This is a genomic window from Aquitalea denitrificans (assembly GCF_009856625.1).
In the GTDB taxonomy this organism is placed as follows: domain Bacteria; phylum Pseudomonadota; class Gammaproteobacteria; order Burkholderiales; family Chromobacteriaceae; genus Aquitalea; species Aquitalea denitrificans.
In genome coordinates this window covers 2,939,072-2,951,826 of record NZ_CP047241.1, presented here as the reverse complement: position 1 = coordinate 2,951,826, position 12,755 = coordinate 2,939,072, and the positions used below count along the sequence as shown (strand labels likewise).

9 protein-coding genes and 1 riboswitch are annotated in these 12,755 nt (G+C 58.5%); of the genes, 7 read left to right on the top strand and 2 right to left on the bottom strand.

Annotated features, from left to right (window positions below; all coding sequences use genetic code 11):
• Positions 1-43: 43 nt before the first annotated feature.
• Entirely contained in the window at positions 44-2,089 is a 2,046-nt protein-coding gene (locus GSR16_RS13415) for a site-specific recombinase (protein ID WP_240902486.1), read from the bottom strand.
• Between the two features lie 234 nt (positions 2,090-2,323).
• A complete protein-coding gene (gene nhaR / locus GSR16_RS13410; RefSeq protein WP_159878175.1) occupies positions 2,324-3,223 on the bottom strand; it encodes a transcriptional activator NhaR in 900 nt (299 codons plus the stop codon).
• Positions 3,224-3,364: 141 nt separating this feature from the next.
• Between nhaR and htpX the strand changes: the two genes are divergently transcribed.
• The 7 genes from htpX to GSR16_RS13375 all read left to right on the top strand — a co-directional run bounded on the left by htpX (position 3,365) and on the right by GSR16_RS13375 (position 12,755).
• A complete protein-coding gene (gene htpX / locus GSR16_RS13405) occupies positions 3,365-4,246 on the top strand; it encodes a protease HtpX (protein ID WP_159878173.1) in 882 nt (293 codons plus the stop codon).
• Positions 4,247-4,347: 101 nt separating this feature from the next.
• Positions 4,348-5,343, top strand: coding sequence for a TerC family protein (locus tag GSR16_RS13400; RefSeq protein ID WP_159878171.1), 996 nt, complete (start codon positions 4,348-4,350; stop codon positions 5,341-5,343).
• Positions 5,344-5,452: 109 nt separating this feature from the next.
• A riboswitch (Fluoride riboswitch) is annotated at positions 5,453-5,552 on the top strand.
• Positions 5,553-5,629: 77 nt separating this feature from the next.
• The gene (locus GSR16_RS13395) at positions 5,630-6,913 is read left to right on the top strand and encodes a voltage-gated chloride channel family protein (protein ID WP_159878160.1); all 1,284 of its coding nucleotides are present in this window, start codon (positions 5,630-5,632) and stop codon (positions 6,911-6,913) included.
• 161 nt (positions 6,914-7,074) lie between these two features.
• The gene (gene aldA / locus GSR16_RS13390; RefSeq protein WP_159878158.1) at positions 7,075-8,499 is read left to right on the top strand and encodes an aldehyde dehydrogenase; all 1,425 of its coding nucleotides are present in this window, start codon (positions 7,075-7,077) and stop codon (positions 8,497-8,499) included.
• 109 nt (positions 8,500-8,608) lie between these two features.
• Positions 8,609-9,892 carry an MFS transporter gene (locus GSR16_RS13385; RefSeq protein ID WP_159878156.1) on the top strand — a complete coding sequence of 428 codons (1,284 nt, stop codon included), beginning with the start codon at positions 8,609-8,611 and terminating at the stop codon, positions 9,890-9,892.
• Positions 9,892-11,139 (top strand): mandelate racemase/muconate lactonizing enzyme family protein, encoded by a 1,248-nt coding sequence (locus GSR16_RS13380; RefSeq protein WP_159878154.1) that lies wholly within the window; start codon positions 9,892-9,894, stop codon positions 11,137-11,139. Before GSR16_RS13385 ends, GSR16_RS13380 begins: the two co-directional genes overlap by 1 nt.
• On the top strand, positions 11,136-12,755 hold the full coding sequence (locus GSR16_RS13375) for a GMC family oxidoreductase (RefSeq protein ID WP_159878152.1): 1,620 nt from the start codon (positions 11,136-11,138) through the stop codon (positions 12,753-12,755). The genes GSR16_RS13380 and GSR16_RS13375 overlap by 4 nt, the downstream gene beginning before the upstream one ends.

Below are 12,755 nucleotides of genomic sequence, written 5' to 3'. Positions count from 1 at the left end.
TATTGCCCTTTCCCGCAAAAGGGTGTTGCCCGTGGGCTGTGGCTTAATGTTCCTGCTGTCCGGGCTGGTGTGCGGCATCCTCAGCCCGGTTGCCGTGCGCGGTGGCTGGCGGGATGAAAAACTGCAGCGGCTGGCGTACAAAGCGTTTCAACAGCAAGGGCAGCAGAGGTAGCACCTGCCGTCCGTCCAGCTTGCGCGAGCGCAGCGCAACCCATAGCGCCAGACTGAAGCTGACTGCCAGATTGGTCATGCCAATCAGGGCTAGGCCGCCGCAATACACTGCCACCATGCCAAGTGGCAGCTGGAAATCCAGTGTGACCAGGCCAAACGCCAGATTGGCTGCCGAGAAGGTGATATGGCGGATATCCAGCGGCAGGCCAAGCATGATGCCAATAGTGCCGGTCAGCCCCAGAAACAGGCCGAAATAGAAATTGCCCGCCAGTGCACCCAGATTGTGTTCCACATAGTGCCCAAGTTTCCAGGCCCGGTGGCGGCCCAGCAGCTTGTTCAGCAAAGGGTGTGCTGCCAGCCGCTCCGGTATGCGGCGGTAGATGGCCTTGTTGTCGTAGTAACCGGCAATCAGCCCCGACAGAAAGAGAAATACACCGGCAATCGCTGCATGCGGCAAGGCCAGGCTGGATGCCGGGTCCAGGTCGTGCAGCAGGTGGCGAGCCTTGTCGGGCGATACCACCGTGCTGCCTGTCAGTGCGTGCCAACCAAAGGCGATGATGGCGGCGGTAGGAATGGCCAGCAGCACATTGCCCAGAATGGCAATGAACTGGGTGCGCAGCACCTTGATCACCAGCTCTGCCAGATCATCCAGTGCTACACGGCTGGCGCTCTTTTCCTGCTGGTGCAGAGCGGCGGCAATGCGGGCGGCGGTCATGGCCGGCTGCTTGGTGGCAATGGTGAAATGTAGCAGCTGCACGATGATGAAGCCGATGGCGTAGTTCATGCCATAGGCCAGCCCTTCCCACAGCAGGGGAAGGTGTGCCTGGGCCAGCAGCAGCTTGATCAGGGCCATGATGCCAACGATGAGGCCCGCGCCCATTGCCGCCCTGGCCATGCTGCCCCATTCCCGGCGTGATTCGGCAATATAGTGTTCGCCATGACGGCCTGCATGTTCGGTTACCTGCAGGGCCAGCAGTTCAGTATTGGATTTGAATACATCACTGACGCTGTACTTGCGGTTTTCTGCACGGGCAAAATCGACCAGCAGATGGAACAGGGCCGGGTTGTGTGCCGGGTCGTGTTCCGGCTCCAGCAAGGCTAGCAGTGCGCGCAGCCGGTTCATGCTTTGCAGCAATCGCAGTGCCTGATAGGTGAGATTGATGGAAATGCCATTGCGGGAAGCATTCTTGCGAATTTTGCCCAGAATCAGCTCGCACTGCTCCAGCAATACCAGAATGTGCTTGTCGTCTTCCTGCGGATGCGTGTGTTCGGCCAGTGCCCGCCGGTAGCTGTCGGCATACTTCAGCACTTCGGCATTCAGGTGCAGGAACGGGGATTCGAAACGCTCGATGTCTGGATAGACCCGTACCAGTTCCGGCTCCAGACCAATGGCGGTTACCCGTGCACTGAGTATCTGCACCGACTCCAGCATTTGCAGACGGGTCTGAATCCAGCTGCTGCGGTCTTGCTCTTCATGCCAGGCCATGGCCTGCCACAGTTGCTGCCAGGTTTCATCCGGAATGGCTGCCAGCCAGATGTGATCCTGCTTCCAGCGGAAGAGGCGGCCAAAGCGGTCCTGTAGCGAATCTTCCCGAGTCGGCATGGGCAGCAGCCGCTCGCCGATACGCTTGGATAGCGTGGTGAAAAAGCTGGTATTGGCCAGAATCCCGGATTCGGTATATAGCGGAATCTGTCTGGTTTGGGTCAGCAAGTCGAGAAATGCACTGCGCAGGGCCTGACGGTGGTCGGCGTGATGTTCCAGCAGCCAGGCCAGCGCGCGAAAATTCATGATGGCCTGTTCGTGGTTGTCGGCACTGCTGGGCCGCAGGCTGCGTACCAGGTCTGCCAGTGCGGCAGCTGCTGTGGTTTCACCCTGTTGCAGGCTGAGAAAAATGGCATCAAGCGTGGGATTGGGCAAATGTGGTATCCATTCTGGCGGCAGCACTGATCTGCGCTACCTGTCTATCGACGTCGTATGGTGTGCATGTTCCGGCTTAGTGCTACTTCCATACCATGCGCTGTGGCGGCATGTGCCGGTGCTGCAGATTCGCAGCTAGTGATCATGCAATATACATTAAAAATCAGACTATTCTTATATGTTGTAAGTTCAAACAAACCTGAAATATCGATTCAACTTGATGAGAAATCATCATCAGGATGATTCTGTTTCTGCCTGCTGAATAATCGCCTGAACGGCTTTGTGCTGCAATTTGCGACGGTTGGTAATGGCGTAATAATGTTCTTCCACACCGCTTATCCGGCCTAGCAGGCGCAGCTTGCCACCGCCGGTGATGTCGTCCTCCGAAAAAGCCGGTACCGGAAACAGCCCGGCACCTTGCTCGCCAAAGGTTTGCAACAGTGCGCCGTCCTTGAACTCTCCGACAATTTCCACGCGTATGCCTTGTTCGTCCAGCCAGTGCTCCAGCTGGCTGCGCAAGACATTGTCACGGCTGGGCAACAGCAGGGGGGCACGCTGCAGGCTGTGCGGGAAGCCATCCTGATAGCGTGCTGCCAGTTGCGGAGTGGCAAAAATCATCACCGGGCAGCGGGCCAGCAGGTGGGACTGCATGGCTTGCTGGCCTGCGGCTGGTGCCGGACGGTCGGCCAGCACCAGGTCCAGGCTGTGGCTGGCCAACTCGTGCAGCAACTGATCGAAAGCGCCTTCAGTGCATTGCAGACGCAGCCGTTGTGGCAGGGCCAGCGCTGGTTTGAGCAGGCGGTAGGCAATGCTCTTGGGCAGCACATCACTGATGCCGCTGCTCAGGCGCAGGGTATGGTCCAGTTGTTCATCCGCCAGCATTTCCTGCAGCTCCTCACCCAGCTGGAAAATTCGGTCGGCGTAGGTCAAGGCCATGCGCCCGGCTTCGGTAAGTATCAGCCCGCGTCCTTGCTGGGTGAACAAGGCGCGGCCAATTTGCTGCTCCAGGCGCGAAATCTGACCGCTCACCGTTTGTGCGCTCATGCCCAGTTGCTGGGCTGCTGCCGTCACACTGCCGGCCCGCGCCACGGCCCAGAAATAATGCAGATGCTTGTAGTTGAGCTGATTGAACATGATTATTCGAAATTTTCGTATGGACATTACTATTTTATTTGATTTTTTCGTGTTCATGAAACATCTATCATGCAGCATCTGAACGTCGTGGCCTGTCTCATGTAATAGGCCATCAACCAACCACCACCGAGGGGATAGATCATGAAACGTGTGATTCTGCTGATCGCCACCAATATTGCGGTGATGCTGGTGCTGAGCATCGCCGCCCAGTTACTGGGCATCAACCGCTTCATCACTGCCGGCGGCCTTAATATGGGCAGCTTGCTGGCCTTTGCCGGTCTGATGGGTTTTGGCGGTGCCTTCATTTCGCTGTGGATGTCCAAGACCATGGCGAAGTGGAGTACCGGTGCCCGTGTGATCGAACAGCCAAGCAACGAAACCGAACGCTGGCTGCTGTTTACCGTGCGCAAGCTGGCAGACCGTGCCGGCCTGCCGATGCCGGAAGTGGCGGTGTACGAAGGTGAGCCTAATGCTTTTGCCACTGGTGCCAGCAAATCCAATTCGCTGGTGGCGGTATCCACCGGTCTGCTCTCATCCATGACCGAGCAGGAAGTGGAAGCGGTGCTGGCCCACGAGATTGCCCACATCCAGAACGGCGACATGGTGACGCTGACGCTGATTCAGGGCGTGGTGAACACCTTCGTGTTCTTCCTGGCGCGCGTGGTGGGCTATCTGGTGGACAACTTCCTGCGCCGCAATGACGAGGAATCGTCCAGCGGCACCGGCATTGGCTATTTCATTACGGTGATTGTGTGTGAAATCGTGTTCGGCATTCTGGCGTCCTTCATCGTGATGTACTTCTCGCGTCAGCGTGAATACCGTGCCGATGCCGGTGCGGCGAAACTGCTGGGTAGTCCGCAGCCGATGATTGCCGCGCTGCACCGCCTGGGTGGCGTGCATGCCGGCGAGCTGCCGCAGAATATGGCTGCATCCGGTATTTCCGGTGGTGCCGGCCTGATGGGGCTGATGTCCAGCCACCCTTCACTGGAGTCGCGCATTGCTGCCTTGCAATCGGCACACTAAGTCAGCGCAACTGAAGCTGGTGTGAACGGTGAGCAGGCTGGTCCTGCTCATCTGCGTTTTACCCGGATGGTGCGGCGGGTTTCTACTGAAAGAATCGATTGATGGAATGGCTTAATCTGTTGTTTGTCGGCACGCCGCTATGGATGTGGCTGATGTTCATGGGCATTGTGGCCGCGTTGCTGGTGTTTGATCTGGGCGTACTCAACAAGAATGATCACGAAATCGGTGTAAAGGAAAGCCTGAAACTGTCGGCTTTCTACATTGCCATGGGGCTGTTATTTGGCGGCTGGGTATGGTGGTATCGTGGCGGCGATGCCGGCATGCAGTACCTCACCGGTTATTTGGTGGAAAAATCCCTGTCCATGGACAACATCTTCGTGATGTCGCTGATTTTCAGCGGCATGGCGGTGCCGCGGCTGTATCAGCACCGGGTATTGTTCTGGGGCATTCTGGGTGTAATTGTGCTGCGGGCTGCCATGATAGGCTTGGGTGCGGTACTGGTAACCGAGTTCAAGTGGGTGCTGGTGCTGTTTGGTCTGTTTTTACTACTGACCGGGGTCAAGATGCTGTTCAGCAAGGAGGAGGGCCACCCGTCGCTGGAAGACAACAAGCTGTACCAGTGGCTGCGCCGCCATCTGCGCCTGACTCCCACCTTGCATGGCCATCATTTTCTGGTGCGTGGCGAGCAGCACGGGCTGAGCCGCGGCTGGTGGGCTACCCCCCTGCTGCTGACGCTGTTGCTGGTGGAAAGTGCTGATCTGGTATTTGCGGTGGACAGCATTCCGGCCATCTTTGCCATCACCCAGGACCCCTTCCTGGTGTATACCTCCAACATCTTTGCCATTCTGGGCCTGCGGGCGCTGTACTTTGCCTTGTCGGCCATGGTGCATCGCTTTGAATACCTCAAGTATTCGCTGGCCATCGTGCTGGTATTCATCGGGGTGAAAGTGGGACTGGTGTATCTGAATGACATCCAGCTGGTGCAGTTTCACATTCCTACCGGGGTATCGCTGGGGGTGACGCTGGCTCTGCTGGTGAGTGGTGTGCTGTATTCGCTGTACAAGACCCGTAACGACGGGGGTGACAGCCTGTCATGAGGCTGTGCTGACTGCTCCGTTACCGCGCTGACGCTGCTTAGGCCGGGCTGCCCTACATGGGTTGCCCGGCTTTTTGCTTGTCGATTGCCTGCTTTGCCGCTAGCATGGCTTTTCTTCGGGAGATGGCATTCCTCCCGCCTGTCCCTTACTGCCAGCATGGGAGTAAGGGCAGCAAACCGCCCATCCGGGCTGATGATGTCTGCATGATTCCCGTTGCCGGGAGCTGCAGGCGCGTCTGTGCTTTCCGGCCGGGTGGTGATTATGTGTTGTCATTCAGAAGAATTCCATGTCTGCCATTTCCCGTTCCGAAACCCTTGCCATGCTGCCGCGCATGAGCAAGCTGCTGTTCCTGGCCTGTCTGGTCGCCTTGCTGGCCGGTTCTGCTTCTGCCTTCTTCCTGCACAGCCTGGTATGGGCCACGTCCATGCGTCAGGACCATCGTTGGCTGCTGCTATTGTTGCCACTGGCCGGTTTTGCCGTCGGCTGGGTTTATCTGCGCTATGGCCGGCAGGTGGAGGCCGGCAATAATCTGCTGATCGATGAAATCCACGACCCCACTCGCATCGTGCCCCTGCGCATGGTGCCGCTGGTGTTGTGGGGCACGGTAATGTCCCATCTGTTTGGTGCATCGGTCGGGCGCGAAGGCACGGCAGTGCAGATGGGCGGCGCGCTGGCTGATCAGGTCACCCATTGGCTGCGGCTGGGCAATGCGGATCGGCGCATCCTGCTGATGTGCGGGATTGCTGCCGGTTTTGCCTCGGTCTTTGGCACCCCGCTGGCCGGGGCGGTGTTTGCGCTGGAAGTGCTGGCCATTGGCCGCATGCGCTATGACGCGCTGTTTCCCTGCCTGCTGGCGGCTATCGTGGCCGATCAGGTGGGCTTGGGCTGGGGCGTGCAGCACACCCATTACGCCATCAGCCAGTTTCCCGTGCTCAGTGCCTGGACCTTGCTGGCCACGCTGGTGGCCGGCGCGCTGTTCGGTCTTACTGGCAAGCTGTTTGCCAACAGCACCCATGCCTTGTCGGCACTGATCAAGCGCCATGTGTCCTATGCGCCGTTGCGGCCCTTGCTGGGCGGTGTGTTGCTGGTGGCCATTGTCTGGTCCAGCGGGGCCGATCGTTTTATCGGGCTGGGCATTCTCACCATTGTGGATGCGTTCACCCAGCCGCTGCCTGTCTATGACTTTGCCGCCAAACTGGGGCTGACCGTGCTGTCGCTGGCCAGCGGCTTCAAGGGCGGGGAAGTGACGCCGCTGTTCTTTATCGGTGCCACCTTGGGCAATGCCTTGTCGCCGCTATTGCATCTGCCGTTCTCCTTGCTGGCCGGGCTGGGCTTTGTGGCGGTGTTTGCCGGAGCGGCCAATACACCATTGGCCTCCACCATCATGGCGATGGAGCTGTTTGGCAGTGAGGTGGGCATTTATGCCGCGCTGGCCTGTGTGGCCAGCTACACCTTCTCTGGTCATACCGGTATTTATCGTTCCCAGCGCATTGCCCATGGCAAGCACCGGCCCTTTCCGCGCGGGCTAAAGTTGAGCGAGTTGGCTGCCTGGCGGCGTCGCCAGGAGTGAATGAGCCTGCTGGGAATGCAGGTTTTTCCTGTTGACCTGACTGTCCAGTAAGGCAGTAAATTTCATGGGTGAAATTAAATATTCATCTATGGAGTTACTTTGACCTTGGGATAGGTGGCTGGTTTGATGGTGCCAATACTCTAGTCGAGGAGTTTGGTCCCATGCAGTGCTATCAGAATTTCATCAACAACAGCTTTATCCAGCCCGAAAACGACGTCAGTTTCATCGTGTCGGACCCTGCCACGGGCCAGCCTCGTGCGCAGGTCTGTGCTGCGACCACTGCCGAGGCGCTGTCGGCAGTCGAATCCGCGACTGCGGCACAAAAAGGCTGGGCTGCCTTACCTGCCTGTGAGCGCGCACAGTATTTGCACAAACTGGCTGATGCCTTGCAGGCAAGATCAGCCGAAATTGGTGCCGCGCTGGCCGATGAATCTGGCAAGAGTCTGAGTGATGCCATGGCCGAAGCAGTCTATGCGGCTGAAATCACCCGCTACCATGCCGAATGGGCCAGACGCATCGAAGGGGAGGCCATTCCCAGCGATAACCCGCAGGAAAACCTGCTGCTGATGCGCGAGGCCATCGGTGTGGTGGTCTGCCTCATCCCGTTCAATTTCCCTGTCTACACCTTGCTGCGCAAAATTGCGCCAGCACTGATCACCGGCAATACCGTCGTGGTTCGGCCCAGCAACAACACGCCGTGCTCGGCATTTGCAATTGCCCAGGCGGTGCTGGATGCCGGCCTGCCTGCCGGGGTGATCAATATCCTGACCATGACGCATGCGGTGGCAGAAACCGTTTGCACCCATCCCAAGGTGGGGATGATTACCCTGACCGGCAGTGTCGGGGCAGGCCGCAAGGTGTTGGAGTACTCCCAGGTGAATATTGCCAAGTCATCACTCGAGTTGGGGGGCAAGACACCGGCGATCATCGAGCCGGATGCCAAACTGGTGCAGGCAGCCAATGACATTGTGGCATCCGCCCTCAGTCACTGTGGCCAGCTGTGTACCTCGGTGGAACGGGTGTATGTGCAGGAGAGCGTGTATGAGGATTTTGTCCGTTTGCTCAAGGCGCGCTTTTCGGCACGCCAGTACGGCAATCGTGCCAGGCATCCCAACTATATGGGTCCTTTGGTCAATGCCAGCACCCGGCTCAATATCCAGCAGATGGTAGAGCGGGCTGTCGATGATGGTGCGGTGCTGGAAACCGGCGGTTTCATTCCGGAAGGCCCCGGTTATTTTTACCCGCCTACCTTGCTTACCCAGTGCCGTCAGGACATGGAAATCGTACAGGAAGAAATTTTCGGCCCTGTACTGTGCGTCCTGAAATACAGCACGGCAGAAGAGGCCTTGCAGCTGGCCAACGACCACCAGTTTGGTCTGGCTTCGGTGCTGTATACCGAAAACTACCGAACCGCCATGCGTTTTGCCAACCACATCGAAGCGGGCGAGCTGTATGTCAACCGCACGCCGGCAGACCCCTATCAGGGTTATCACGCCGGCTGGAAACGCTCCGGCCTGGGGGGCGACGATGGCAAGCACGGCATGCTGGAGTTCACCCAGACGCGGCTGGTCGTCCTGAAATACTGAGCTTCCCCTCAGTCACTCATCCGGAATCACAACAAGTCTGCACACGACAGGATGGCCAACGCATAAGGCCTGCCACAAGTCCTGCGGTGCAGCAGGAGACACCATCAAGATGAAACATGCTGACACCATGGTTGCAGCGTCGCCGCTGCATGCCCGCAATCGTTTGCGCTTTTTCCAGTTCGGCCTGTTGCTGCTGGCCGCTGGTGCCATCTATCCACTGCTGTATCTGCGGCAGAATTTTGAAACCACCATCCTGCAAAGCTTCCAGATCAGCAGCAGCGATCTGGGCGTGTTTTATTCCATGCTGGGCGTCGTCTACGCCGTCAGCTATTTGCCCAGCGGCTGGTTGGCGGACCGCTTTCCGCCGCGTTTGCTGATTGCTTTCTCCTTGTCGGCGGTGGGTAGTCTGGGGCTGTGGTTTGCCACTTTCCCGGCGTATCAGGCTTTGGAAATCATCTTTGTCGGCTGGGGACTGGCTGCCGGGCTTACCTTCTGGGCAGCGTTGCTCAAGGGCGTGAAGATGCTGGCGGCGGCCAATGAGCAAGGGCGCTTCTTTGGCATTCTGGATGGCGGCCGCGGCCTGGTCGAGGCGGTGCTGGCCTCCATTGCGCTGGCCATCTTTGCCTTTCATGTCCAGCAGGGCGACGAGGCAAAGCTGGCATTGCGGCAGGTGATTTATCTGTATTCCTTTACCTGCCTGGCCATTGCCGTGCTGATTCTGCTGTTTCTGGACAAGGGCGTGGCGGAGCGCGACAGCGGGGCTGCGCGCCAGAGCAATGTGCTGGCTGATTTGCGGCTGTTGCTGGGCATCCCGCAAGTCTGGCTGCTGGCTGTCATCATTTTCTGTGGTTATCAGCTGTTCTGGGCCACCTATTCCTTTTCGGCCTACTTGCAGCAGGGCTATGGCATGAGCGCGGTGGCGGCCGGTTTCATTACCGTCACCAAATTGTGGATGCGTCCCATCGGCGGGATTGGCGGCGGTTTTCTGGGCGACCGTTTTTCCAAGGAGGGCGTACTGGGGCTGTGCATGCTGCTTGCTTCACTCAGCCTGTTTGGCCTGATTCTTTTCCCCGGCAGCGCAGGTATTTACTTCTTGCTGGCCCTGGTGTTGTTGATCGGCGTGCTCACCTATGCCATTCGCGGCTTGTACTGGTCCTTGCTGGATGCCTGCCGGGTGCCGCTTTCCGTGACCGGACTGGCCATTGGCCTGATTTCGGTCATCGGCTATTTGCCGGACATTTTCCTGCCCATGATCAATACCGCATTTGCCGCACATTACCCCGGTGTCGATGGCCCCCGTTTCTATTTCGCCTATATCGCCTGCTGTGGGCTGCTGGGTACTGCTGCAGTGTTTTATTTCAAACAACTGAATAAACAAGGGGAGTCTGTGTGATGAAAATCATTTCCTTGGAGACCCATGTAGTCGCGGTTCCTCCGCCACACCTTGGCGGTATGTACTGGATTTTTGTCACCCTGAAAACGAACTGCGGTATTGAAGGCGTGGGGGAGGTCTATGCCGCCAGCTTCCATCCCTCGGTGATGGTCCCGGCCATTCAGGATGTATTCGAACGCTATCTGCTTAACCACGATCCGCATCAGGTAGAGCGCTTCTTCCGCGAGTGTTATTCCAGCGGTTTCACCCAGCGCCCCGACCTCACCATGATGGGTATTACCAGCGGCCTGGAAATGGCCTGCTGGGACATCATCGGCAAGGCGGCCAATCAGCCGGTTTACCAGTTGATTGGTGGCAAGGTAAATGAGCGCCTGCGCTCCTACACCTATCTTTATCCCAGGAATGCCCACGGTCAGTACGATTATGACAACCCTGATCTGGCCGCAGAATGTGCCGCACAGTATATGCAGCAAGGCTTTACCGCCCTGAAGTTTGACCCGGCCGGGCCTTATACCGTGTATTCCGGCCATCATCTGTCACTGGAGGCGATGGACCAGTGCGAGTTGTTCTGTCGCAGGATTCGCGAGGCCGTTGGCAGCAAGTGCGATCTCTTGTTCGGCACCCATGGCCAGATGACGCCAGCCTCCGCCATCCGTCTGGCGAAACGGCTGGAAAAATACGACCCGCTATGGTTTGAGGAGCCGGTGCCGCCCGGTCAGGCAGATGCCATGGCGCAAGTGGCCAGCAAAACCAGCATCCCGATTGCCACCGGCGAGCGCCTGACCACCAAGTATGAATTCCTGGAGCTGCTGCAAAAAGGCGCGGCGTCGATTTTGCAGATGAATCTGGGACGGGTGGGCGGCATTCTGGAAGCCAAGAAAATTGCCGGCATGGCCGAAGCTTATTACGCCCAGATTGCCCCCCATCTGTACAACGGGCCGGTGGGTGCCGCTGCCAGCATTCAACTGGCCACCGCCACGCCAAACTTCCTGATCCAGGAAAGTATCATGACCTGGGATGGTTTCCATTCCCAGGTGCTCAAGCAGCCTATCCGCTGGGAAGACGGTTTCATCATTCCGCCGACCGAGCCTGGCCTTGGCGTGGAGCTGAACATGGACGTCGTCAGGGCGCACTCGCCCTATGTGGGCGAGCGTTTGCACCTGTTGATGGACCCCAGGCCGTTTGATGTGCGGACGCAGTCATCCGACGCCTGGAAAAACCGCTGGAATACGGATAAAAGCCTATGAGCCAACAATTCGACTTCATCATCGTGGGGGCGGGTTCTGCCGGATGCATTCTGGCCAGTCGCCTGAGCGAGTCCGGCCAGCATCGCGTGTTGTTGCTGGAAGCCGGCGGCAAGGATGATTCCTTCTGGTTCCGTCTGCCGGTGGGCTACGTCAAGAACTACTACAACCCGCAAACCAACTGGATGTATTACACCGAGCCGGAGGCAAACCTTGCCGGGCGCAAGCTGTATGCACCGCGCGGCAAGGTGCTGGGTGGTTCCGGTGCCATCAATGCCATGATTTATGTGCGCGGGCAGCCGGCAGATTTCGACGACTGGGAAGCCGCAGGCAATCCGGGCTGGGGCTATCGCGATGTGCTGCCTTACTTCAGGAAGCTGGAAAACCACCCGGCTGGTGAAACCCCCTGGCGCAGCAACAAGGGGCTGATCGGCATCACCCCGATGCGGGAGCAGGCACACCCCATCTGCCAGAATTATCTGGAAGCCTGCCAGCAGCTGGGTTTGCCGCTTAACGACGATTTCAACGCCGCCCGGTTTGAAGGCGCGGGCATTTACGAGGCGAATATCCGGCATGGCGAGCGTGCGTCCAGTGCGGTGGCCTATCTGCACCCGGCCATGACGCGGGCCAATCTCACGGTGGAGACCCACTGTCAGGCCGAAGCCATCCTGTTTGACGCTGCCGGGCGTGCCAATGGGGTTGCGGTCAGGCAAAACGGTGTGGCACGCCGCTTTTTTGCCAGCAAGGAAGTGATTGTCGCTGCCGGTGCGGTGGACTCACCCAAGCTGCTGCAATTGTCCGGCATTGGCGATGCGGCCTTGCTGCAAGAACTGGGCATTCCACTGCGCCAGCACCTGCCGGCGGTGGGGCAGAATCTGCAAGACCATCTGTGCGTGTCCTTTTACTACCGCGTCAATTGCAAGACGCTGAATGATGAATTGGGCAGCCTGTGGGGGCAGGGGATGGCGGCGCTGCGCTATGGCCTTACCCGCAAGGGGCCATTGGCGCTGAGTGTGAATCAGGCCGGGGGCTTTTTCCGTGGCAGCGAACAGGAGGAGCGGCCGAATCTGCAACTGTATTTCAATCCGCTGTCCTACAGCATTCCCAAGGATGCCAGGGCGGCACTCAAGCCCGAACCCTATTCCGGTTTCCTGGTGTGCTTCAACCCCTGCCGTCCCAGCAGCCGGGGTTCGGTCGCCATCAGCAGTGCCGACCCGGCGAGGCCTGCCAGCATCCGGCCCAATTATCTGTCTACCGACAAGGACCGACGCGAAGCAGTGCAGGGCAGCCGCTTCATCCGCCGCCTGATGCAGGCCGAAGCCTTGCGCCGCATTACGGTGGAGGAGGTTTCTCCGGCCAGCAGGGTGGATGACGATGACAGCATGCTGCGCTTCTTCCGCGAGGAGTCCGGTTCCATCTATCATCTGTGTGGCAGCTGCGCGATGGGGCCTGATCCGGCCAGCGCTGTTGTTTCCCACCGGCTGCAAGTACATGGAGTTGCCGGGCTACGCGTGGTGGATGCCTCCATCTTTCCCAACATCACCTCCGGCAATACCAATGCACCGGTAATGATGGTGGCGGAAAAAGCGGCAGAGATGATTTTGCAGGACTGGCACTGA

Excerpts from the sequence above, each read along its gene's own strand:
- nhaR (WP_159878175.1), bottom strand. The coding sequence starts at position 3,223 with ATGTTCAATCAGCTCAACTACAAGCATCTGCATTATTTCTGGGCCGTG.
- htpX (WP_159878173.1), top strand. The coding sequence starts at position 3,365 with ATGAAACGTGTGATTCTGCTGATCGCCACCAATATTGCGGTGATGCTG.
- GSR16_RS13400 (WP_159878171.1), top strand. The coding sequence starts at position 4,348 with ATGGAATGGCTTAATCTGTTGTTTGTCGGCACGCCGCTATGGATGTGG.
- GSR16_RS13395 (WP_159878160.1), top strand. The coding sequence starts at position 5,630 with ATGTCTGCCATTTCCCGTTCCGAAACCCTTGCCATGCTGCCGCGCATG.
- aldA (WP_159878158.1), top strand. The coding sequence starts at position 7,075 with ATGCAGTGCTATCAGAATTTCATCAACAACAGCTTTATCCAGCCCGAA.
- GSR16_RS13385 (WP_159878156.1), top strand. The coding sequence starts at position 8,609 with ATGAAACATGCTGACACCATGGTTGCAGCGTCGCCGCTGCATGCCCGC.
- GSR16_RS13380 (WP_159878154.1), top strand. The coding sequence starts at position 9,892 with ATGAAAATCATTTCCTTGGAGACCCATGTAGTCGCGGTTCCTCCGCCA.
- GSR16_RS13375 (WP_159878152.1), top strand. The coding sequence starts at position 11,136 with ATGAGCCAACAATTCGACTTCATCATCGTGGGGGCGGGTTCTGCCGGA.